The sequence below is a fragment of the Leptolyngbya sp. KIOST-1 genome (genome assembly GCF_000763385.1).
Classification (GTDB): Bacteria; Cyanobacteriota; Cyanobacteriia; order Phormidesmidales; family Phormidesmidaceae; genus Nodosilinea.
This window is the reverse complement of record NZ_JQFA01000002.1, coordinates 1,011,022-1,034,025: the sequence shown is the minus strand read 5'-3', so window position 1 is coordinate 1,034,025 and position 23,004 is coordinate 1,011,022. Positions and strand designations below refer to the sequence as shown.

Below are 23,004 nucleotides of genomic sequence, written 5' to 3'. Positions count from 1 at the left end.
TGCGCTTGGCGCTCAGCCCCGGCGGGGGCTGAGGATCCTTCCGAAGGGAGAATGCGGGGGTGATTTCTGGCTATCGGGCCCAATTAAATAGGGTCTTACTATATGCTTTGACTGTACGTATATCAGAAATTCACCACTCCAATGGGCCGACTTACCACCCACGTTCTTGACACAGCTTTGGGTAAACCCGCCGCTGCGCTGCGGCTCACAGTCTGGGCCATTAACAACGAAGCCGACATCAAAACGGCGCTCAAAACCGTCGAAACCAATGCCGACGGCCGCACCGATGAACCTCTGCTAGAGGGCGACGAACTCCACCGCGGCACCTACGAAATCACCTTCGATGTGGCGGCCTACTTTGCCCAGACCGGGGCGGCCCTCTCGGAGCCCCCGTTTTTAGACCAAATTCCAATTCGCTTTACGGTGGCCGACCCCAGCGGCAACTTTCACGTGCCGCTGCTGATGTCGCCCTGGTCCTACAGCACCTACCGGGGCAGCTAGGTCTGCCCCTGGTTGAGGGGAGAGGAATGGCCCAGGGCGGGGGCCACGACGGCGCGATCGCGGCCCGCGGCCTTGGCCTGGTATAGGGCAGCATCGGCGGCTCGCAGCAGGTCTTCGGGCTGTAGGGGCTCAGCGGGCACAATGGCGGACACCCCAAAGCTGAGGCTGACGCAGGCGCTGGTGGGAGACTGGCGGTGGGGAATGGCCCGTGCCTGCAGGGTGCGGCGCAGGCGATCGAGAATGGAGGCCACCCCTTCGTGGTCGGTGTTGGGCAGCACCAGGGCAAACTCTTCCCCGCCGTAGCGGGCGGCCATATCCGCGGGGCGACGCACCACGGTATCGAGCACCCCTGCCACCGCCCGCAGGCACTGGTCGCCCGCCAGGTGGCCGTAGGTGTCGTTGTAGGCCTTGAAGTGATCGACATCGCAGAGCACCACCGTCAGGGGGGTCTGCCCGCGGCGGCCCAGCTTCCACTCGTAGGCCAGCTTCTCGTCAAAGGCGCGCCGGTTGGCAATGCCGGTCAGGCCGTCCTGGGTGGCCAGCGCTTTCAACATCTGGTTGTCCACCAGCAGCTGTTGCTCCAGCAGCTGCTCCTGGGCCAGGAGCGCGTTCAGCTTGAGCGCCTGCTGCCGGGTGCGCAGCAGCGACTCTACCCGCAGCAGCAGCTCGGTCTGGTCGATGGGCATGGTGATCACATCGTCCACCTGCTCCCGCTGGGCAACGGTGAGCAGGGGCAGGTGCGATCGCTTCAGCAGCAGCAGAAAGGGCAAAAAAACCGGGTTGGCCGCCGCCCGCTGAGCCGCGATTTGGTGGGCAAACCGGCCCCAAAACAAACTGTCGAAAATGCACAGATCAAAGGCATGGCCCCAGTGCACCTCGGCGGGGTCCTCCTGCAGCTGGTAAAACCGACCCAGCAGCCCCGCCAGCAGCTGGCGATTTTGACTGTGCTCTACCCCCAGCAGAATTCGGTGGGGGCAGTGGAGATCTGGGCTGGGTGCAGTGAGTGAACCGGGGCGATCGTCAGGACTCATGGTCGTGGGGCTGAATAAATTCGGGAACACCGCTTAAGATGCCCCGCAGCTGAGTCAGGGGCCGCCCCACCTTGATACCGTAGCGCGAAATTTCAAACTCCCGTAAAGTCTTTTCGAAATCGCTGAGGCGCTTCTTCAAAACGCCGATCGCCCGCCGCATTTGGCCCCGAATTTCCAGGTACCGCAGAAACACGATGTTGTCGGCCAGGTAGGAGACGCCCAGCTCCGTCGCCTTAAAATCGCCGGTTATAGACTCAACTTCGTTGGTCAGCAGGGTGGTTATCCCCCGCGCCTTGAGGTACTGGCAAAGCCCGTGAATGTTGCGAATCAGGTCCTCGGTTTGAAAGGAGAGCTTATAGCCCAGCACGCTGTCGATCATGATGATCCGGGTGTTGGCCTTTTCCACCTCCAGGCGCACCTGGTTGGCAAACTCGTCGGGGGAATACAGCAGGGGGTCAACCTTGACCACCGCCAGGGTGCCCCGTTCTACCATGGCCCGCACCGGAATGTTGATGCCCTCGCAGCGGTTCAGCAGGGTATCCACCGACTCCTCGAACAGGTAGACCACCGAGCGATCGCCCCGCCCCGCCGCCTCTTTAATAAACTGCAGGCCCAGGGTGGTTTTGCCCACGCCGCTGGGGCCAGAAATGATGGTGACGGTGCCGCTTTCCAGCCCGCCGTTGAGCAACTCGTCAATCTCGGGAATACCGGCGGGGCACAGGTGGGGGACGCTCGCCGGGGCAGTCTCCTCGTTAACCACCAGCTGCGGAAATACGACCAGACCGCGATCGCCGATGCGGAGGGCATGGCGACCCTTGCGAAACGAACTGCCCCGCAGCTTAGTCACCTCCAGGTACCGTCCCTGGTCCTGCAAGTGCAGGGTCAAAATGCCGTCGCTGATAAACTGCAGGTCCTCATCGGGGGCCTCCTGGCTGCCCTCGGAGGTAAACAGCACCGTGGCCCCAGCCCCAATTAAAAACCGCAGAAACCCTACCGCCTGCTGGCGAAACTGGTAGGCATCGGTGGAGAGGTAGCGCAGCTGGGTCATGGAGTCGACAAACACCCGCTTGGGCTGGAGGGCGTTGACCCGCTCGACAATCCGCTCCGTCAGCGGGGTCTGCTCCACCTGGGCCGCCGCAAAAATGTCGTAGCCCTGATTTTTCACAAAAAACTCGGCATCGGGGCTGAGGTCTAAGACCTCCACCGCATCGACCGGAAAGCCCGAAGCCGCGCCGTTGCGCCGCAGCTGGTCATGCGACTCCCCCAGGCTGATCAACAGCCGGGGGGCACCGTCCTCCAAGTCACTGGTGAGAAAATGCCACCCCAAGGTGGTTTTGCCACAGCCCGGCCCACCGCGGGCCAAGTAAGCCTGCCCCGGCGGCAACCCTCCGCCTAAAACCTCATCAAGACCTTCGATTCCTGATGAAAGGCGATAATTTTCGTGCATCCTGCTCGCGTCTACCTATATCTCAAAGGAGCAGCCCCACCTGGACCATGCCTGGCCAATCCCTGACCCAGGAGGAACTCTAGCTCTCCATGGTGCCATCAAAATCCTTCAGCTAGACGAATGTAAATGATCGCAACTAAAAACGGTGGAGCAATACTATCGTCCCGGCCGCTGGATGATCTGCTCCATTACCCGCTGCTTGGTGTTGGGGTCAATGCCGATCAGCCGCACGTAGTCCTGGGCGTAGTCGCCCAGGCAGCGCTCCAGGGCGGCGGTGGCGGCGGCGGCATTCTGACTGGGCAGGGCGGGGCCACTCTGCCAGGCATTGGTCTGGAACCGCCGCCTGTCCACATGCTCAATGCCGAGGCGGTAGCCCTGGGAGAGGATGGTGTTGATCTGCTGGTGTAGTTCGGGTGGGAGGGTGGATGGGTGGGAGGGTGGATGGGTGGATGGGTGGGTAGGTGGGGGAGGGGAAGAAGGGGGGGTGGGGGGAGTTTGGCTTTCGGATTTTAGATTTTGGTCGTCATTGAGGCGGTTGCCGTCGTCGGGGCGGTGGCCATTTTCAGTGGGGTAGGCCCGGTAGAAGGGACCGGCATCTGAGCTGGGGGAAGGGCCGCCCTGGCTGAGGACGCGGTTGTACTCGTTGGCGAGGCGCATGTCGTTGACGCGGCGCTGCTCGCCCACCAGGCGATCGCCCACCTCAATCAAATGCGCCAGGCGAAAGTCGGGCTTGCGGAAGCTGGGCGGCGTGGTGGTGTTGACCACGCTGCGGGAGACGTTTTCGAGGCCGACAGAATAAATAAAGTCGCGGATTTGCTCGTTGTAGATCTGGGCGCGCACGGCCCCAAAGAAGTCGATCGCCTGGTTGGGAAAGGTATCCACCAGCGCGTCGATATCGGACTGGGAGAGGCCGTCGGGGGCAAAGATGCCGCCCACAATGCCGATGCGATCGCTGCGGTCGGGCTCCCAGTAAAACTTCTCCATCCGGCCATCGCGAATCAGCGGTGCGTAGAGGGTGGAGAGATCGTTGCCGGTGAGAATAATCGGCACCCGCTGAATTTTGTTTTCGTCGTAGCTGCCGGGGAGCTGAACATTGGTGGGGTTGTCGGCAATGTTCATCAGGGTGTTGTTGACCAGCTGGGTGTTGACGGTGTACTGGGTCAGCGCGTCAAAGCGGCCCGCCCCGGCGTCAATGTCGTTGATCATCAGCACCGCCATTTTGCCGCGCACCCGCACCAGCTCGGCGGCCTCGCGGTAGCGCAGCCGAATCAGCCGGGCCGGGTCGCCCGCATCGGGGCTTTCCAGCTCACCGCCCGAGATATGGACGACCTCGATGCCCATGCGCTCGTACACCAGCTCGCACTGGAAGGTTTTGCCCTCCCCCTTGCGGCCGTGCACCCCCAAAATCAGCGGAATTTTCACCTGGGGTAGCTTCAGGTAGTTTTTGGTGATGTGCACCGCCAGCTTGTCGAGGAACCGGGGAGAGAGGTAATAGGCCATGGGGTCTGGGGCAGTAGGGGGGGACGGCGGCGGCGGCGATCGCTCTGCCGCCGCCGTCAGAAAAAGTATCGGCTTTTACATTATCTCGCAGCGTGGTCGAGGCAATGGTTCAAAAGACTGAAGCCGACCATAAGCGATCGCTATGCGTGAGCGGCGGGCAGCGTGGCCTTAAACAATTCCAGCACCTGGGCCCAGGCGTCGCGGGCGGCCTCCGGGTTGTAGCTGTAGCGCTGGTCGCAGAAAAAGCCGTGGCTGGCCTCGGGGTAGCGAAAAATTTTGTGGGGCACGCCGTGCTCCTTCAGGGCCGCCTCGATCTGGTCCACCTCCTGGGCTGGAATCAGCGCATCCTGGTCGCCAAAGAAGCCGTAGAGGGTACCTGCGATCTCCGGGGTGCGGCTGAGGGTGGGCTCACCGCCGCCGGGGGTCAGGGTGGCAATGCCTGCGCCGTAGAACGAGGCGGTGGCTTTTACATCCGGCAGGGTGGCGGCCAGGTAGGCGACGTGGCCGCCAAAGCAAAAGCCGATGCAGCCGACCCCGTCAGGGATCACGTTGGCCTGGCTGTAGAGGTAGGCGATCGCCCCCCGCACATCGGCCAGCAGTTGCGCCGCCGTTGTCCCCTGCTTGTACTGGCGGCCCAGGGCCAGGTCCTCCTCGCCGTAGCCCACCTCAAAGCCGGGGGCCTGGCGGTGGTAGATGTGGGGGGCGATCGCCACGTAGCCCGCCCCGGCAATGCGCTCGGTCACTTCGCGAATGTGGCTGTTGACGCCAAACACTTCCTGGATCACCACCACGGCCCCAAACCGACCGGGGCGCGAGGGGGCGGCTAGGTAGGCCAAGATTTCGGTGTCACCGCTAGGGATGGTAAGGGTTTCGGTCCGGACTAGAGAGGTCATGGCAGGGTTGCCCATTGTCGTCACGTTTACTTTAAACCTCAGGTGCCGGGGCTGGCGATCGTCCGGCCAGCGGCCCCCAATCCAGATGAGGGGATCTACAATTGTCGAGAATCAGAATTGCCGGCTCAAAATTGCCCAATCAATTGTCAAAAATCATTGCGGCAGCGGCAGCGGTCGGTCCGAACCCGGCGACTTTTCTAAAATTCGTCCTAAATTAGCAGTATGGCCGGTGTATCTAGTCTGAGTTTGTTGAAATTGGGCTGTCTGGCGACAGCCGGGAGGTAGTTTGGTGGTGCAGTTTCACATCCAGCCCGACAGCGAGATTCCGGCGTCGACTCAGCTCTACGACCAGATCTGGTTTGCGATCGCCTCGCGGCAGTATCCCCCCGGCTACCGGCTGCCCAGCACCCGTCAGCTGGCCATGCACACGGGGCTACACCGCAACACCATCAGCAAAGTCTACCGCCAGCTAGAAGATGCCGGGGTGGTCGAGGCCATGCCCGGCTCGGGGATCTACGTGCGCGAGCAAAACAGCACCGAGAGCGCCCGCCCCCAGACCCTGCTCTGGGCCGAGTTTCCCCAGGCCCGGGACGTGGTAGAAACCGGGCTGGACGAGTTGCTGCGCCAGGGCTGCTCCCTCAACCAGGCGCGGGAATTGTTTCTGGCCGAAATCGACTGGCGCTTGCGCTGTAGTGCCCGGGTGCTGGTGACGGCTCCCGCCCAGGACATCGGGGCGGGGCAGCTGATGGTGCGCGAGCTGGAGAGTGCGCTGCACATTCCGGTGCAGCTGGTTCCGCTCGAAGAACTCGACACCATTCTGGCCCAGACCCGATCGGGCACGGTGGTCACCAGCCGCTACTTCATCAGCGAAGCCGAGGCGATCGCCGCGCCCAAGTCGGTGCGGGTGATTCCAGTCGATATCTACGACTACAAAAAAGAACTGGGTCTGCTCAAGGATTTGCCCAAGGGCACCTGCCTGGGCATGGTCAGCGTCAGCACTGGCATTTTGCGAGCGGCGGAGGTGATCAGCTACAGCCTGCGGGGCGACGAGATTTTGCTGATGTCGGCCCAAACCGACGACACCTACAAGCTCAACGCCGTCATCCACAGCGCCCAGACCATTGTGGTGTTTGACGAGGCCAGCCTGCCCACGGTCAAGGAGGCGATCGCCGAAGCCCGCGAAGACCTGATTCGGCCCCCCAAGCTGGTGGTCTGCGACAACTACATCGGCGAAAAGTCGATCAACCTGCTCAAGCGCGAACTGGGCCTGGATTGATCGATGGGCCCGGTCGATTGGCCGAGGCCAGATAACGCTGCATCGCCTGGAATAACCCCATGAGCCACGATCGCAAAAGCCTGAAGCCGCTCAGAGGGGCCAATCGTGCCCTGCGCCGTCGGCTAAACCTGAAGGGCGAATTTGCCCTGGCGATCGCCCCTACGGCGGTGGTTTTGGCGGTTTTGGCCCTGGTCGAGGCGCTCAGCCAGCAGCGACTGCTGTTTGCCTCCCTGGCCTCCAGCGCTTTTTTGATCTACCTCGACCCGCAGCACGGTACCAACTCGGTGCGCACGCTGCTGATTGCACAGCTGATGGCGGCAGGCCTGGGCTTTATCACCTACACCACCGTGGGTTCGGGCTACCTGTCGGGTGGGCTGGCCATGGTGATCACCATCGTGCTGATGATTGTGCTGGATGTGGTGCATCCGCCTGCGGTGGCCACCTCCCTGAGCTTTGCCCTGCGCAGCGGCAACGAAAGTAATCTGGTGCTGTTTGGCCTGGCGGTGGGCATAACCGCCACCCTGGTCATGCTCGAAAAGCTCTCCCTTTGGGTGCTGGCCCGCCACAGCCCTCAGACCACCGCTGACCGCTAACCAAAACCCGAAACCCGAAACCCAAACCCCACTCCCCCCCTTCGACGTAGCACCCCACTGGCCCTTCAGGCGATGCCAAAATTGCCGACCCTTCCCAGGATAGAGAACGTGACCGAACACGTTCTATCCCAGGGTCTGCCATGCGCCAACTGCTGATTCAAGTGCCCTGCGGCTGTGGCAAAACCGTGCTGCGAAAGGCCCAGGACTGCCGGGCCACCAATCTGGCCCAGTGGCAGACCACCGGCGATACACCCCACGAGGTGCTGCTGGTGCATGTGTCCAATCAGCGGGTAGAGGCGCTGCTGGAGGCGCTGCAGGATTTGCCTGAGCTCAGGGTCACCCTGATGCCGAGCGGGGTCATGGCCCTGCACCCCCCGGCGAATCAGGCGGCGGAGCAGGTCACCCAGGTGGAGGAGCGCAGCCCAATCGAGATTTTTCTGGCCGGGCTGCAGAGCGTGGGCTCCTGGAAGGGGTTCTTGAGCTATGCCGCGATCGCAGGCGTGGTCGTCTGGATTGGGCTATTTACCACCACCAGCTACCTGCTGGTGGCCGCCATGCTGATCGCCCCCTTTGCCGGACCCGCCATGAACGCGGCGATCGCCTCTGCCCGGGGCGATCGTCAACTGCTGGGTCGCAGCGTGCTGCGCTACTTCACCGCCCTGCTGGTCACAATTGGGGTGGCGGCTCTGCTCAGCCTGGTGTTTCAGCAGGACATTGCCACCTCGCTGATGATTGACAACAGCCAGATTTCGGCGGTGGCGGTGCTGCTGCCGTTGGCGGCGGGGGCGGCGGGGGCGGTCAACCTGGTGCAGTCGGAGCGCAGCAGCCTGGTGTCGGGCACAGCCACCGGCATGCTGGTGGCCGCCTCGCTGGCTCCCCCGGCGGGCATCGTCGGTATGGCCATGGCCATTGGTCGCTGGGATATGGTGGTCAATGGGGTGTTTTTGCTGCTGCTGCAGCTCAGCGGCATTAACCTGTCGGCGGCGATCGTCTTTCGCACCTTTGGACTGTCCACCCAGGGGGCGCGCTACCGGCGGGGCCAGCCGGGGGTGTTTCCGGTAGCGCTGGGGGCAAGCGCGATCGCCCTAGTGGCCCTGCTCACCTGGCAGCTGTCGGACTCGCCCAATCTACAGCGCTCTAGCCGCGCCCAGCGGGCCAATGCCGAGGTCCAGACTGTGGTTGAACGGTTCCCCGAGGTTGAGCTGGTGGAGTCAACGGTGCGTTTCACCCGCTCCGATATCGCTGACCAGAACACCCTTTTATCGGAAATCTACGTGCAGCGCCAGCCCAACGCAGACGATGCCGAGGCAACCATCCAGGCGGCGTTGACCGAGGCAATTCAGGCTCATTTGCTCGACCAGGGGTTTGACGTTACCCCCCTAGTCCAGGTTACGGTGCTTGACGCGCCCGCCGCCGCCAACTAACTCCGCAACCATCCCAGAAAAATAGCGATGGCCATTGCGCCGGAATCTCCGGCATTTTTCGCTGCAAAAAACCTGAATTTTCTATCTATGGGCGGACTTAGCTCTTGTCACTTTGGCAGACGACTAAGCCCTCCCCAGGAGACTATAACTTGAGGTGAATAACACATCGACAAAAAGATGGCGAGTCGAAACTATCGCTGTTGAAATACGCCGATCGCTTCGCTAGAGAGTTCCCGACTGAAAGTGTTCAGCGCAGCGTTTCAGCGGTAGTTAATGTTGAATTTGGAGGAAATTGTTATGGCTCGGCTAACCGACAGAGAAACCAACACCGATCGCAAGGTGTTCGGTAGCCCGTCTAGAAAGCGGCGGCTGTTCCAAAGCACGCTGGCTTTCGGCCTGATCGCCGGACTGATCGGTGCCTGTGGCGAAGGCGCGCAGCTAGGGGGTACCCCCGGCGATGATTCTGCGGTCGTAGAAGCGGAGGACGTCGCTGAAAATACTGAGGCCTACATCGGTCAAACCGTCACCATTCGCAGTGAGCCGATTGACCAGGTCGACAACTATTCGTTCACCGTCAGCGATCAGCGTTTCTTTGGCAACGACCCGATTCTGGTCATCAATGCTTCGGGCGAACCCCTGCTCCTACCCGAAGGCAATGCTCCAGTACAGGTGACGGGGGAAGTTCGCAATTTTGTCCGGGCCGATGTGGAGCGTGAATTTAACTTTGCCCTGGACCCCAATCTTTACCAGGATTACGAAAATCAGCCCACCATCATTGCTCAGTCCATTGCGCTGGCTCCCGAACCAGGGGAAATTTCCGACAACCCTGAGCGCTACTACGGTCAAACCCTAGCCGTCACTGGCGAAGTGGACGAGCTGCAAACCGAATCGGCGTTCACCCTGGAAGAGGGCCGCCTGCTTGGAGGCGAGAACCTCCTGGTCCTGTACGTTTCCCCTCGAGAAGGCAGTGATCAACCCCAGGCCAGAACTCCGCTCCCCGCTCTCCAGGAGAATGAAGAGGTTGCGGTGACGGGAGTACTGCGCCCGTTCATCGTGGCTGAGTTTGAGCGCGACTACGATCTCGGTTGGGATCTGCAGTTTCGGGAGCGCATAGAGGCCGAGTACACGAACCGGCCGGTGCTGGTTGCTACCGATATCTATCCCTCCCTGATCCCTGAGTAAGGTCAGTTTGCTCTTGGTGGATAAGCCATCAGAGGCCAGGGGGCGGTAGCCCCTAGCCCAGTAAAAGGCCGTGGTCCTGAGCTATGCCGTAGCCAGGACCACGGCCTTTGGGCATCTCTCAACTACACCTCCAGGCGTACCGAGGTGATGCCCTGGCGCAGGGGCTGCTGCTGCTGTGTCCACACCTGCTGCACCAGTGGGCCGACCAGGGGCGAAGCAGTGCTCAGACCCTGGCGCAACCAGCTAAAGCGGCGCAGCATCTCGCCCCGGCTGGCTTCGTGGGCCTGAAGCTGCTGGGCCTGAATAATTTCGGGTTCGCGCTCCACCTGAATGCGCTCCAGGGCGCGATCGATCGCCTTCCTGGTCGCCTCCGTAGTTGCTTCCCCGGTCGAGTCGTTCGCTCGCTGGAGCACGGGCACCAGGTGATTGGCGGCAACAATGGCGTCGCGCAGGGCCAGGTTGATGCCCTGGGCCCGCACGGGGGACATGGGGTGAGCGGCATCGCCCAGCAGCAGCAGGCCGGGGTGGTGCCAGCGATCGCAGCGGCCCACCATCACCGAGAGCCGCATGGGCGCGGTAATCGCTTCCCCCACGCGGCGAAAATGCTCCGCCAGATCTGGTGGCACCAGGGCGGCAAAGGTGTTGCCCCAGTCCTTTTGCTCGGTTGGCTCCTCCGGCGCAACGGCCCAGGCCAGGTGCAATTTGTCGGGCTCGGCCCCGTGGAACAGGCTGAAGATGCGTCCGCCTTTGACCACGGTGCAAAAGCGATTGTCGGCTGCGTAGCCCGTCGGTGCGGGCAGTTTGAACCACAGCACGTCAATGCTTTTGGGCTGGGTTTCCAGGGTGAGTCCGGCCCGTTGGCGAAGGGCTGAGGCGCGGCCGTCGGCGCCAATTACCAGGTCAGTCTCCACTGTTCGGCCATCGCTGAGTAGAACTCCCGTGACGCGCTGATCGTTCCAGAGCAGGTCTTTTATCGCGGTACCAGGCATCCACTCAAACCCCGGCTGAGCCTGGGCGGCCTGGACCAGGGCGGCTAACAGGGGCGGTTGGGAGACCAGGGTGCAGGGGCGGTCTGCCCCAAGGGGCTCGTCGGCCCGGAAGAGGCGGCGATCGCTGAGCCAGAATTCCCAGGCGCTCAGGGGCCGGTGGGGCACTGTCTCTAGCAGAGCGTCCAGCCCCATCTGGTGTAGGGCGTCGAGGCCGCTGGGCATCAGCCCTTCGCCGCGAAACTGGCGCTGGAAGTCGCGGGCGGCTTCGATCAGGGTGACGGGGATGCCGCGCTGGGCCAGCATGAGGGCCAGGGTGGCCCCGGTGGGGCCAGCGCCTGCGATCGCAACTCTGGGCATGGATCAAGGAGAACTTTGGGTAAGCTTTTGTTCAGAATAACGTCGGCAGCGAGCCGTAGGGTGGGCAGTGCCCACCATCAACTTGGGCCAAACCAAAGGCGATCGCGGCGCACAATCGAGGGCAAAGCCAGATCTACCGCTGGGGCCATTTCGCTGGCCCCAGACCCCCGTCGACAAGGACGTTCCGTCGTCCTTGACCTCACGGAAAGGACTGATCGATCATCGGTTTAAACCTCTGTTCTGCACATTGGGCGGTTGGTCGTCATGGACTCTGCGGGCTTGCCTGTTGTGTTCCTCCCGTAGGGGCAAACAGCGTTTGCTCTTGCCCGACCACATGCCTCAATCGAGCTCTCCAAAATCTAAAATCGTAAATTCAAAATCGCCCTACCGATCGAGGGAGTCGTACTGTTCGCCTACCCAGGGCATGGTGGCCAGGTCTTCGAAGGTGACCTGGCGGTCTTTTTCGAGCGCTTCGATGCGGCGCTTTTCGGCGTAGATCTGGCGCTGGTACTCGGCAAACTGCTCGGGGGCACTGGTGCAGTCGGTCTTTTCCCAGAGGGCGAGAAAGTGGCGGTAGCGCTTTTCGCAGAGGTTTTTTTCCATGCAGGCGGCGGCGGCGCGGATGATCAGGGGAGCGCGCAGCAGGTCACGTCGGGTCTTTTCGCTCAGGTGTAGCAGGGCTTGCAGGGGAGTGCTGGCGAGACCGGAATCGGCCAGGTGGTTGCGCAGCAGGCTGGCCAGGTCGACGCGGGTGCCTTCGGTTTCGGCCAGCAGCCGCTGCATCTGCCGCCACAGGGCGCGGTGGTGGGAGTAGCTGAACTGCAAGTCGCGGTCTTCGAGCACCTGGCGGATCTCGTCGCGGTGGTCGGCGGCGTGCAGAAAAATACGCAGCAGCGAGGCTTCGGCCTGCTCCAGGGAACTGGCGCTGGAGGTGGGGCTGGGGGCCGATCGCGGCGGAGCCTCTGAGGAAGTGGTGCGGCGCTGGCGGCGCACCTGGGTGACCAGGTTTTCGGCCAGCAGCGGCACCAGGCGGCTGTCACCGTTGCTGAAGATTTCGGCGCAGTAGCGCACGTAGTGGGTGCGGGTGTCGGCGTTAGCGATGTCGCTGAGCAGCTTGACCACCGCCTGGCTGGTCTGCTGAAACTGGTCGGCCTGGCGCAGATCTTTGCCGCTGATCAAGTTGTGGATTTGCCAGTCGATCCACAGTGGGGCGGCGTCGATCAGGGCGCGGTAGTCGGCGGAGCTGTGCTGCCGCAAAAACTCGTCCGGGTCTTTGCCGTCGGGAATGTTCAGCACCCGCAGCTGCACGTCGCCCCGGTAGGCCATCTCCTCCACTTCGCCGATCGCCCGCTGGGCCGCCTTCACTCCGGCGGCATCGGCGTCAAAGTTGAGCAAAATCTGCTTGGATTCGGTGTAGCGCAGCAGCTGGCGCACCTGGGCCGCATTCAGGGCCGTGCCCAGGGCGGCGACGGCGTTCTCCAGCCCGGCGGCGTGGAGGGCAATCACGTCGAAGTAGCCTTCGACAACAATGGCGCGGTCGTCCTTGGCGATCGCGGCCCGGGCCAGGTCCAGCCCATAGAGGGTCTTGCCCTTGTCGAACAGATCGGTGTCGGGGGAGTTGAGGTACTTGGGCTTTTCGTCCCCCAGGGCGCGGCCACCAAAACCAATCACCCGGCTCTGGATGTCGCGGATGGGAATCATCAGGCGATCGCGGAAGCGGTCGTAGTAGCCATCGCCCTTCTGTCGGGGCACGATCAGCCCCGCCTTTTCCACCAGCTCCACCGGGTAGTGCTTTTGCTCCACCAGGTAGCCGTAGAGGGTCTGCCAGCCCCCCGGCGCAAACCCCAGCTGAAACTGCTGGATGGTGTGGTCCTTCAGCCCCCGCTCGTAGAGGTAGGCCAGAGCCGCTGCCCCGTCCATCTGCATCAGGGCATGCTCGTAGAACCGGGCGGTGACTGCCAAAATTTCGTAGAGCTGCTCCCGCAGGGTGAGCTGCCGCTGGAGTTCCTGGCGCTTGGCGGGCTCCAGGGTGGTCACCGGCACCTGGTAGCGCTGGGCCAGATCCAGCACCACATCGGCGAAGGAGCGTTTGTTTAGCTCCATCAAAAACTTAAAGGCGTTGCCCCCCGCCCCACAGGAAAAGCAGTAGTAAAACTGCTTGCCGGGGCTGACGCTGAAACTGGGCGACTTGTCCTCGTGGAAGGGGCATAAGCCGACGAAATCCTTACCCTGCTTTTTCAGCACCACGTGCTGGGAGACCACATCGACAATATCGGCGCGATCGCGTACCGCTTCAATCGTATCGGGGTGGAGACGGGGGGTATCCATAGCGCTGGAGCAGGGCAGGGGCCAGGGTCAGCCCACTATATCTAGGTGGCTTGATTGTAGCGGATCGAGGCAGGGGCGGTGGCCAGGCGGTCGCAGAGGAGTGCAGGAGGGCCGTTTTCTCTCAGCCTCACGCGGAGCGCAGGACGAGGAAAAATCAATGCAGACACTGGTACAACCGCTCCCCGCCAACCGTAGGACAAACCTGGACAAGGAGACCAGTTTCCATCGGCGAAAACAAATCTGTAGCTTGGTGTATGACGGCAATCGGGTGCTTATACTGGAAATTTCTACCTAAGATCCCATATTCGGCGTTTAGGCAGAAATTTTTCCACCTAAGATCCGTTTAAGGGTGTTTGGGTAGACAGGTTTCCACCTAAGATCCTGTATGTGGGTATTAGGCAGAAAATTTCCCTCTAAGTAAGAGTTAGCCCCCCACGATCTGGTGTTGTTCACTCTTCTGCTGGGTGTGCGAATCGCCCCCCACTTGCGAAGGTTGAGTAGCGAAAGATGGGGGTCAGAGTTGAAGGACTCAAGAGGTTATTTGTTAGTAGGAAAGGTTGGTTGTTTTCAGGTTATTTGTGAGCCTTAAATGTCCCAGGAGGTGTGGGGGCGATTTCGCCGAGAGACCCCGGTTTTGTTCACTTGTAGTTGGGTGTGGCGATCGCCCCCCTCATTGCAAAGGTTAAGTTCTTCGAGTTCTTGGTCAGAGTGAGAGGTCTCAAAAGGCTGTGGTGGTGAGGTGAAGGGGTAGTTCTGATAGGCTTGGGTTAGAGTTGGAGGACTCAGGAGGTGAGGGGGGGCGATCGCCGAGAGGCTGGGGTCTACTCAAACCCTGGAACATCGCGCAGGGCTAACACTTCGTTGGTGCGGACGAGCGAGAGATCTTGGTGCTGAGTCGGAGGTTATCTGTCGCCGCACAACTTCACCGTTAGACCCTCAAGATAAAGGAGCTTTTCCCCTGACTCTACTTTCTTGACTAACAGGAGGCTCAATGATATCCTTGCTTGCCACTACAAGATAGTCACGCGATAATTTGCTAAAAGAATCCTGTTCTAGCCGAAGAGCCAAACAGCAATGCAAATTTCTCAAGCCGAATCCCGAATCCTCAAGAAAGTAATTCGTGCTTGGATTGAATCGGAATACAGCGATCTAGAAAAGCTTAATTGCCTCAAGCAAAACATTGATGATTGTGCCTGGAAGTTCGCTAAACGACTTAATTTTGAGATTGGACGGGCGGTGTCGCTTGACTTTATTTTTACAACAATTACAGAGACAATCTTAATCCTTTACCCAGAATATGATGCTAAAGAGCGCAATCGTCAGCGCCTATCAAGCCATAACGGAGGCAATCTAGTACAGTGTCAAAGCTAAACATTAGGGTTCCCGTAGGTTTGACAGAGCACTAGTGATGGCGAGTTCCGCAACTTACGGATCACGGTTTAGGGGCTGCGGTTCAAGACTGCCGTGAACCCACACCCCCGATTGACCCGCCCTTTGTAGTACTCTCTGTACCAGGCAACAAATTTTTCAATTCCTGTGGTCAGGGGGGTGTTGGGCGCAAATCCCACTTCCGCCATCAAGTCGCTGACATCGGCATAGGTAGAGGGCACATCCCCCGGCTGCATTGGGCAGAGAACGGTTTTTGCTGGCTTTTCCAGGGCCGACTCAATGATTTCAATAAAGCGCAGCAGTTCCACCGGCTGGTGGTTGCCAATATTGTAGATTTTGTAGGGAGCCTGGCTGCCATCGTCACCCTGGGCACCAGCCACGGGAATATGCTCCATCACCCGTACGACCCCTTCTACGACGTCGTCTACGTAGGTGAAGTCGCGCCTCATGTGCCCCTGATTGAACACCTGAATGGGGCGATCGGCCAGAATGGCTTCCACAAACTTGAAGTAGGCCATGTCGGGCCGTCCCCAGGGACCGTACACGGTGAAAAACCGCAGCCCGGTGGTGGGAATTTGGTACAGGCTGCTGTAGGCGTGGGCCATCAGCTCATTGGCTTTTTTGGTGGCGGCATACAGCGACACCGGGTAGTCGACGCGATCGTCCACGGCAAAGGGCACTTTGCGATTGGCCCCATAGACTGAGCTTGAGGACGCAAACACCAGGTGATCGACCCCCATCAGGCGACACCCTTCTAAAACATTCAGAAATCCAGACAGGTTGCTGTCGGAGTAGGCAAAGGGGTTTTCGAGGGAGTAGCGCACCCCGGCCTGGGCCGCCAGGTGAACCACGTACTGAAAGCGATGGTTACGAAACAGAGCGAGCATGCGATCGCACCGCTGGCGGCGGGCTCAGCCTCAGCCTGCTCCAGCCCCTGGTGTTTCTGGCCCTGTGCGGCCTCACCCTCGGCCCCATCCAGACCTGGAGTATTGGCCGATTGATAGGAAATCGGGGACAGACCAACCTCACGCGAAACTCCTGCTACCCCGCCCTGGCCCTGTGGATCTTCGGCCTCTCCACCGCCGCCTTTACGGCCCTGGCTACGGTTTCGGTGGCGCTGTTCTACTGGAACATTCTGGCCTACCCCCTGCTGCTGCCGTTACTGAGCGATCGCTTTTATCGCCAGTGCATAGCGCCGGTGCGGAGGGGCCAACTGGCGATCGCCCAGGGGCTGGGGCTATTTGTGGCAGCGGCTTTGGTGACCTAACGTAGCAGTCTCCCTTCAAAAGCTGATGTTGATGCTGTTCACATCGCAGCCGCAACAATTCACGAGATGGATTATCTGCTCACATGGAACTGTAAGCACATAGCTAATGCTCAAATTCAGAGGAAGTTAGCAGAGATTAGTCTTGACTCTGGATATGAATTGCCGATTCTTTGTACACCCTATGAACTGCTGGGAGTTTGATTATGTATCAAGATGCAATCGTAGAAGAAATTCACCGAATTCGCGAAGAGTATTCCCGATCATTCAACCATAACTTAAAGGCACTTTTCGCAGATCTGCAAAAGCAACAGGCTGAGGGTGGCAGAAAAGTTGTGAATTTGTCGAGAAGGCGTGGTCTAACAACACGTTGGAGCGGGCGGACGAGAGATCTTGGCGAGGATACAAAGGATACTAGCCGCCGCTCAACTTAGCCGTTATGCCGACTATTCTGTGGCGGGGGCAATCCAAGAAAGATGCCTTTAGGTATAAAAAACCACCTCGGCAGGGATCTGGGTAGGCGGTAACATTGGTAGGTTACCAATAAACGCCTCGGTGCTGCCACCAATGTCCATCCCCCAAATTGTGATCGACACCAATGTCGTTGTTGCTGGGCTACGTTCTAGAAACGGGAGTGCTTTTCGTCTATTAGGGTTGGTTGGCAGCGAGCGGTTTAAGATCAATCTTTCTGTACCGCTAGTTCTAGAGTATGAAGAGGTTTTATTGCGGGAACTGCCAAATCTAGCCATTAATGACTCAGATGTACAGGATTTCTTAGATTTTCACTGCGCTGTTGCGACCCATCACCAGATTTTCTTCCTTTGGCGGCCTTTCTTACCTGATCCAAAAGATGACATGGTACTGGAACTAGCGGTTAAGGCGGGGTGTGATAGCGTAGTGACATACAATATCCGCGATTTTGCAGGCATTGAGCGATTTGGGGTTAGCGCCGTTACCCCGGCCAGTTTCCTGGAGTCTATTGGAGGACTGTCATGAGCACGTTAAGCATCCAGCTACCCGACTCCTTATATAAAAGCTTGCAGAGCCTTGCAGCGCAGGACGGGGTTTCGCTTGATCAGTTTATCGCCCTGGCAGTTGCCGAGAAAATTTCAGCATTAACGACTGAAGGGTATTTGCAGGAGCGCGCAAGCCGGGGTGATCGAGCAAAATATGAGGCTGTGTTAGCCAAAGTTGCTGATGTTGAGCCAGAGTTGCATGACCAGTTGCCGCCAGCATAACAACCCGCTTGCACCCGACCGCCAAGAGGTTATTCCCTTGGATCGAGAGGTTATCTGCGGCGGGTAAAGCGGAACGTTATGTCGCCTTCAGTTATCGGTAAGGCGGTAGCTTCGGCTCAATGTCCTTTGATGCTGCAGGCAGGGCAATCAGCATTCCAAGAAGCCCAATAATCAGGGCTTGTAAGGAAATATTTTGTATTTAAATGGGCGATCGGACAGGCAAGGGCTGACAATCCTAGTGAGTTATGGGCAAACTGGATATACAGCGTTTCTTGATCCCGTGAGGTACAGCACAATCCCTGAAATCCTTGCCATATAGGGATCTCAGATTTGAATCTGTACCTCATCCATCCGGGAACCGCTGTAAGACCGCTGATTACGCAAGAGGCATGCTGAATGATCATCCTACATGATGGAACTGGTGGGGACTTGTCCCACGTTCAAGCGATGGCAAGCATAGAGGAAGGGTTTGCACTGTTTGATTATGTCCGGATTGATCAGGGTGAAATGGCATGGATTGGTCAAATCCTTGAACCAAACCGCAACATTTCAATTGTCAATAGCAGCAGGCTTGACCCAACAATTTTACATGGTCTAAGGCTGATGCAAGAGCATCCGGAGGTTCAATCTGTAGAATCTGTTCAGGTTTTTGAAATTGGCATCCTCGGTCAATACGATGGTCGCCAATTGCTGACTCCTCGCCTTCGCCCTTTGCCTGGAGCAGTTGTAAGCAGATTAAATATTGAAGACACCAGCAGAGTGATTGGAATTCCTCAAAGATTTGATCGCGAAGATGGCAGTTCTAATGTTGTGGGCGAGCTTCTTAATGCAGCAGGTGTTCCTTTATGCATTGATGCTCTCAAGTTTAACTATCACATTATGGTTTCTGGGGGAACAGGATCAGGCAAATCTAATGTCTCGGCAAACCTTGTAGAACAAGCTCTCTTTGGTATTTCCTCAACAGCTTATCTTAGATACTTTGAGGTTAGGCACGGATTGGAGCTTGAGGAACCTTACATATTTTTTGATGGAACGCTGGTATATGAGTGGCTTGTAGCTACACAGGAAGGTGTAGATCTTTATGAAAGCCTATTCGCCAGTGGCAAGCAATGCATCGGAGTTATGAAAAATATTAAGGCAAATGTGGTCTTTTCAACCTTCGCCCGTGCCTTAAGAACAGGAGAACTCTTTATCATAGAAACGCTTTACGATCACTTTTCAAATAGCAATGCTCCTAACAGAAATCAGGGCGAGAGTTCCAGGGGAACATTATCTTCCTTTCTGAACGGCGCTGCAACTCGCGTTTTAAGAGGTATTTTCAAGCCTAGAAATAAAGTATTTGGTTTTGAAGTACATGAAGACCATCTAGAAAATATGCTTCGCATTATGACTGCTGACTGTCAGATGAATCACGCTGGGCACGAAATACCATTTTTGCTTAATCGTGTAGATGAAGAGGTTCGTAGAAACTTTAATTCAAGAATTTTACAAGACCGCATAGCGTTACGGATGGCAACTCAAAGTGAGGAGTTGTTTTTTGAGGAAATGAATGAGCGGACTTTTCGATAGATGCTGATTTTATGGAGGCTTCTTCAAATGTCAAAACTACTTGAACGAATTACAGTAAATCCCAAGCAATGTGGTGGTCGTCCCTGTATTCGTGGGATGAGAATTCGAGTGTCTGATGTTCTGGATTTATTCGCAGCAGGCTTAAGTGCTGATGAGATTTTAGAAGACTTGCCAGATTTAGAAATGGATGATATACGAGCCTCTTTAACATATGCAGCACGTAAATTGAACCATCCTATATTGGTGGCATGACAACTATTTGGATCGATGCACATCTGTCTCCGGCAATAGCAATCTGGATCACAAATACTTTTGGGGTTACAGCGTTGGCATTACGGGATCTTGGTCTGCGAGATGCAGAAGACCCTGAAATCTTTGAGGCTGCAAAGGCTCAAGGAGTAATTTTCATGACGAAAGATAGTGATTTCGTAGATTTAGTTGAGCGATGGGGATCACCACCACAAATCATCTGGTTGACTTGCGGCAATACCTCAAATGCGAAGCTAAGGGAGATATTGAGTTCAGTTCTACCAAAAACACTAGAGTTGCTACGTTCTGGTGAAAAATTAGTAGAGATTAGTGGGGATTAGCACGGCGGCATAACAACCCCAATGCACCCGACCGATGAAAGGTTGTCTGTGAGCGTTCGAAGATATTTGCGGCGGGTGATTGGGAACGTTATGCGGCTCTAGTTCTTGGCTTGGGCTGTTCCACCAAAACCTAGTAAACATGGTAATACTGTTAAAATCGCTATCAATGATCCTAATAATTTAGAGTTAATGAGGCCTCAAAAACACCTAGACTGTTTGCATTTGAAGTTTATATGTACACTTTCTTAATCCACTAACAAGAAGACAATTTTCTGGGGTAAGCAAAGTTGGCTCACGAAGAACATCTATCTCAGCTTTCAAAGGGAACTGACAGTTGGAACCTTTGGAGAAAAGAAAATTGGTCTGTCAAGCCAGATCTTAGCAATGCAAATCTTAGTAGGATTAATCTCCAAGGCGCTTTTCTCTCCGAAAGCGATCTTCGAAACGTGAATTTTAGTGGAGCTAACTTAAGTGGTGCAAACATCAACCGAGCGGTTCTTGATGAAGCCGTTCTTGATAATGCTAATCTACATCGTGCTAGTTTAAGTGGTATTAATTTGCAGTCAACTGTTTTTGGCAACGCAAATTTAGAGGAAGCTATACTTAGTTGTTCTAATTTGGCAAATGTCGATCTGAGTCGGGTAAGGTTAAGAGGAGCCGATCTTCAAGGTGCTGAACTTAGCCAAGCTAACTTAAGCAAAGTTGATTTAATTTGTAGTAATTTAAGTTCAGCTAAGCTTGAACATGCTCACCTCAATGAAGCTATTATTATTGCTTCAAATCTTCACAAAGCTGATCTCAGAAACGCTAATTTATGTGGGGCCAACTTAAAGCATTCAGATTTAAGTGGAGCATTCTTGCATAAAACTCAAATTGACTTGTCAACCTATTTAGAACAGAAGTGGCTTTTTGTTTGGAAAATTGTTAATGAGGGGGCAAAAGTCAAACAATTATGCGGACTAGATCTTAGAGGAGTAAACCTTAGCAAATCAGATCTCAGTCATGTTGATTTAAGCGGATCTAATCTTAGTGAAGCTAATCTCAGTGGGGTAAATTTTAGAGGTGCAAAATTACATAAAACAAACTTACACAGTGCTGACTTAAATGGAGCAAACTTACTCGAAACAGATCTAAGAGAGGCTAATCTAAGATCTGCTCAACTTAGCAACGCAGATCTTTCAGGGTGGGATATCAGTGGAAACTTATTAACGGTTGATATTAAAGGAGCAGATCTTTCGAGAGCATGTCTTTCAGAAGCATATTTGTTTAGGGCAAAGCTTTTTAGAGCTAATTTAAGGGAAGCCGATCTGCGTCAAGCCTATCTTGGAGAAGCCAATCTTGTAAGAGCAGATTTATCTAAGGCATGTTTAGAACAAGCTAACTTAACTCGCGTACAAGCAGTAGAAGCTAATTTTAGTGAGGCAAGATTTACTGGCGCATGTTTAGAAGATTGGAGCATCAATCAGGAGACTAAATTAGATGGAGTGGTTTGCGACTACGTATATAAGAAGGGTGGTCAAAAGGAACGCCGTCCTAGAAGTGGTAAGTTTGCTGCCGGGGAATTTACAGCCTTATTTCAAAAAGCAATAGAGACACTTGATCTCATTTTTATTGATGGAATTGACTGGCAGGCTTTCCTTCAATCTTTTCAAGAATTAAGGAAAAAATACGGCGAGAAGATATCTATTCAGGCGGTTGAAAAGAAATCAGGCGATGCTTTTATTATCCGATTAGAAGTTGCACCTGAAATCAATAAGTTAGCTCTTGAGGAAGAACACAAGGAGTTATATACGAAACTTTCATTAATGCAAGAAAGAATTAACCTTCAGGATGAGCAATTAACTTTTTACCGTGAGCAAATAGCGCATGAGCGACAAAAAAGTTCAGAGTTTCCACCTATAATCCAGGTACTAGCTGAAAACCAGAAAGAATCCTTGGAGGTAATAAAGACAATGGCTCAGAAAGAAAACTCTAGAATTATTAATACAGGTGGTGGAAACTACATTGAGTCCAATTCTGGAACTTATGTTGAGGGCGACTTCATTAATATGAGTCAAGACTTGGCTCAAGCAGCATCTCAAATTCAGGACTTAATCGAACAGCTACAAAAGCAAGGCGTAACGGTCGATGTCGCACAAGAGAACGTGGCTAATGAGATAGCAACTGTGGCTAAAAAAGATCCAACAATGAAGGATAAGTTGCTGAAATGGGGGCAGTCATTGGGAAGTGCAACAGTAAGCGATGTTGTTAAAGGGGCTGTTAAGCTTGCTATTCGCTCAGCAGGTATTCCGTTACCCTAAATTAGCTATCTAAGTACGCCGCATAACAACCCTGGTGCAGCGGATTGATCAAAATTGCTTGTTGTGTTGTAAAGATGTCGGCAACCGCTGACCAGGAACGTTATACCGACTAACCTGGCAAAAACAAGTTGCTCCAACCTAGGCTTGCGTTTTCACGCTTACTCTCACCTCAGTTAATTCTTTAATGAAACAATCACGCAAGCAACTACTAGAGCAGTTTTCACACATGGCAGAGGATGGTGCATTTGGTGATGAGATTAAAGCATCACAAGCTGAATACGCCTCTTTGCCTAAAGGTATTGCAATTTTCTTAAAGGTGATCCATGATTATCGCCAAAAAACCATAGAGAATCAGGAGTTTGCTGAAATCCGAGAAATGTTTCTCAAGCTAATCATAATTGTATATCGAGAAGCCAAGCGAGTTGATTCTGATATTGCTCTTAGCATAATAAACAGCTTCATTGATGATTATCCTGGCGTACAAGAGTCTTGTTTATTGCCAAAATGGTGTTCTTTAAGTAATGCTTGCTTAGCATTTCGTGAAGTTGCAAAATCAGAAAACAAGTTATTGGTCTGGCAGCAAGCTTGTAAACAATTTCAAGCCTATAATGAATTTCTTAATGGTTTACTTCCTTATTTGATCATTTTATGGCGTACAGCAAACTCGAAATTAGTTAATATATCTGTATTTTCTGTCGCATATTCAAACAAAATAAATCAGTTTAAGGATCTCACGAGTGGAGATGATGGTGCATTCTATCTAATCTTTCGTTTAGCACAACCGAAGCTGCGAAATGCAATAGCGCATGAAACCATATGGCTTGATTCTAATGCAAATAAAGTAAGGTATGTCGATGGAAAGCCACCTGTCGAACATGAAATAGATCTTGTGAACTTTATGGCATTGTGTTCAATCGGATCACATTTGGTTCAGACATACTTAGCGGCTCTAGCTGTCATAGTCGTCATGGAGAATGGTACACAAGAGGCTCAGTCGTTACTGCCACAAGATTTAATTGATTTATTTAGCTTTGTTCCGACGAGTGCGGTATAACAATTCCAATGCACCGGAACAAAGTAAACTGATCAGTGAACTGAAAAGAATATTGGTGTCCGGTGATTGGAACCGTTAG

General features: G+C 55.4%; 22 protein-coding genes. 15 read left to right on the top strand and 7 right to left on the bottom strand.

Annotated features, from left to right (window positions below; genetic code table 11):
* The first annotated feature begins 141 nt into the window (after positions 1-141).
* A complete protein-coding gene (gene uraH, locus NF78_RS04625) occupies positions 142-501 on the top strand; it encodes a hydroxyisourate hydrolase (protein WP_035985081.1) in 360 nt (119 codons plus the stop codon).
* On the opposite strand, the gene NF78_RS04620 is transcribed toward uraH, so the two are convergent.
* From NF78_RS04620 to NF78_RS04610, 3 genes are all read right to left on the bottom strand, one after another.
* The gene (locus NF78_RS04620; protein ID WP_052049792.1) at positions 498-1,532 is read right to left on the bottom strand and encodes a diguanylate cyclase; all 1,035 of its coding nucleotides are present in this window, start codon (positions 1,530-1,532) and stop codon (positions 498-500) included. The two genes, uraH and NF78_RS04620, sit on opposite strands and share 4 nt — an antisense overlap.
* Positions 1,522-2,979 carry an ATPase domain-containing protein gene (locus tag NF78_RS04615; protein WP_035985079.1) on the bottom strand — a complete coding sequence of 486 codons (1,458 nt, stop codon included), beginning with the start codon at positions 2,977-2,979 and terminating at the stop codon, positions 1,522-1,524. The genes NF78_RS04620 and NF78_RS04615 overlap by 11 nt, the downstream gene beginning before the upstream one ends.
* A gap of 156 nt (positions 2,980-3,135) precedes the next feature.
* Positions 3,136-4,479 (bottom strand): ribulose bisphosphate carboxylase small subunit, encoded by a 1,344-nt coding sequence (locus NF78_RS04610; RefSeq protein WP_035985077.1) that lies wholly within the window; start codon positions 4,477-4,479, stop codon positions 3,136-3,138.
* Between NF78_RS04610 and NF78_RS32840 the strand changes: the two genes are divergently transcribed.
* A complete protein-coding gene (locus tag NF78_RS32840) occupies positions 4,478-4,600 on the top strand; it encodes a hypothetical protein (RefSeq protein ID WP_263970544.1) in 123 nt (40 codons plus the stop codon). The genes NF78_RS04610 and NF78_RS32840 overlap by 2 nt on opposite strands.
* A gap of 19 nt (positions 4,601-4,619) precedes the next feature.
* On the opposite strand, the gene NF78_RS04605 is transcribed toward NF78_RS32840, so the two are convergent.
* The gene (locus NF78_RS04605) at positions 4,620-5,372 is read right to left on the bottom strand and encodes a dienelactone hydrolase family protein (RefSeq protein WP_035988703.1); all 753 of its coding nucleotides are present in this window, start codon (positions 5,370-5,372) and stop codon (positions 4,620-4,622) included.
* A gap of 289 nt (positions 5,373-5,661) precedes the next feature.
* On the opposite strand from NF78_RS04605, the gene NF78_RS04600 reads away from it, so the two are divergent.
* From NF78_RS04600 to NF78_RS04585, 4 genes are all read left to right on the top strand, one after another.
* Complete coding sequence (locus NF78_RS04600; protein ID WP_035988701.1) at positions 5,662-6,648, top strand: GntR family transcriptional regulator; 987 nt, start codon at positions 5,662-5,664, stop codon at positions 6,646-6,648.
* 59 nt (positions 6,649-6,707) lie between these two features.
* A complete protein-coding gene (locus NF78_RS04595) occupies positions 6,708-7,241 on the top strand; it encodes an HPP family protein (protein ID WP_035985076.1) in 534 nt (177 codons plus the stop codon).
* Positions 7,242-7,381: 140 nt separating this feature from the next.
* Positions 7,382-8,665, top strand: a complete 1,284-nt coding sequence (locus tag NF78_RS04590; protein WP_035985075.1) for a DUF389 domain-containing protein — start codon at positions 7,382-7,384, stop codon at positions 8,663-8,665.
* Between the two features lie 297 nt (positions 8,666-8,962).
* The gene (locus NF78_RS04585) at positions 8,963-9,847 is read left to right on the top strand and encodes a hypothetical protein (protein WP_052050600.1); all 885 of its coding nucleotides are present in this window, start codon (positions 8,963-8,965) and stop codon (positions 9,845-9,847) included.
* Between the two features lie 122 nt (positions 9,848-9,969).
* Here the strand turns inward: NF78_RS04585 and NF78_RS04580 are convergent, their stop codons facing one another.
* Together NF78_RS04580 and dnaG are read right to left on the bottom strand one after the other, a co-directional pair.
* Positions 9,970-11,193 (bottom strand): FAD-dependent monooxygenase, encoded by a 1,224-nt coding sequence (locus NF78_RS04580; protein ID WP_035985074.1) that lies wholly within the window; start codon positions 11,191-11,193, stop codon positions 9,970-9,972.
* A gap of 384 nt (positions 11,194-11,577) precedes the next feature.
* A complete protein-coding gene (dnaG, locus tag NF78_RS04575; RefSeq protein WP_035985073.1) occupies positions 11,578-13,521 on the bottom strand; it encodes a DNA primase in 1,944 nt (647 codons plus the stop codon).
* A gap of 1,074 nt (positions 13,522-14,595) precedes the next feature.
* Between dnaG and NF78_RS04570 the strand changes: the two genes are divergently transcribed.
* Positions 14,596-14,892 carry a hypothetical protein gene (locus NF78_RS04570; RefSeq protein WP_035985072.1) on the top strand — a complete coding sequence of 99 codons (297 nt, stop codon included), beginning with the start codon at positions 14,596-14,598 and terminating at the stop codon, positions 14,890-14,892.
* A gap of 68 nt (positions 14,893-14,960) precedes the next feature.
* Here the strand turns inward: NF78_RS04570 and NF78_RS04565 are convergent, their stop codons facing one another.
* The gene (locus tag NF78_RS04565; RefSeq protein WP_081972506.1) at positions 14,961-15,797 is read right to left on the bottom strand and encodes an NAD-dependent epimerase/dehydratase family protein; all 837 of its coding nucleotides are present in this window, start codon (positions 15,795-15,797) and stop codon (positions 14,961-14,963) included.
* A gap of 50 nt (positions 15,798-15,847) precedes the next feature.
* On the opposite strand from NF78_RS04565, the gene NF78_RS30860 reads away from it, so the two are divergent.
* The 8 genes from NF78_RS30860 (at position 15,848) to NF78_RS30855 (ending at position 22,925) form a co-directional block, all read left to right on the top strand.
* Entirely contained in the window at positions 15,848-16,177 is a 330-nt protein-coding gene (locus NF78_RS30860; RefSeq protein WP_035985071.1) for a hypothetical protein, read from the top strand.
* A 564-nt stretch (positions 16,178-16,741) separates the two neighbouring features.
* A complete protein-coding gene (locus NF78_RS04555; RefSeq protein WP_072015970.1) occupies positions 16,742-17,170 on the top strand; it encodes a putative toxin-antitoxin system toxin component, PIN family in 429 nt (142 codons plus the stop codon).
* Positions 17,167-17,412 carry a CopG family transcriptional regulator gene (locus NF78_RS04550; RefSeq protein ID WP_035985070.1) on the top strand — a complete coding sequence of 82 codons (246 nt, stop codon included), beginning with the start codon at positions 17,167-17,169 and terminating at the stop codon, positions 17,410-17,412. Before NF78_RS04555 ends, NF78_RS04550 begins: the two co-directional genes overlap by 4 nt.
* 447 nt (positions 17,413-17,859) lie before the next feature.
* Positions 17,860-18,981 (top strand): helicase HerA domain-containing protein, encoded by a 1,122-nt coding sequence (locus NF78_RS29030; RefSeq protein ID WP_197064762.1) that lies wholly within the window; start codon positions 17,860-17,862, stop codon positions 18,979-18,981.
* A gap of 27 nt (positions 18,982-19,008) precedes the next feature.
* Entirely contained in the window at positions 19,009-19,233 is a 225-nt protein-coding gene (locus NF78_RS29025) for a DUF433 domain-containing protein (RefSeq protein ID WP_072016120.1), read from the top strand.
* Entirely contained in the window at positions 19,230-19,571 is a 342-nt protein-coding gene (locus tag NF78_RS29020; protein ID WP_072015968.1) for a DUF5615 family PIN-like protein, read from the top strand. The genes NF78_RS29025 and NF78_RS29020 overlap by 4 nt, the downstream gene beginning before the upstream one ends.
* 287 nt (positions 19,572-19,858) lie before the next feature.
* Positions 19,859-21,871, top strand: coding sequence for a pentapeptide repeat-containing protein (locus NF78_RS29015; RefSeq protein ID WP_072015967.1), 2,013 nt, complete (start codon positions 19,859-19,861; stop codon positions 21,869-21,871).
* A gap of 184 nt (positions 21,872-22,055) precedes the next feature.
* Complete coding sequence (locus tag NF78_RS30855) at positions 22,056-22,925, top strand: hypothetical protein (RefSeq protein WP_156119649.1); 870 nt, start codon at positions 22,056-22,058, stop codon at positions 22,923-22,925.
* The last annotated feature ends 79 nt before the right edge of the window (positions 22,926-23,004 follow it).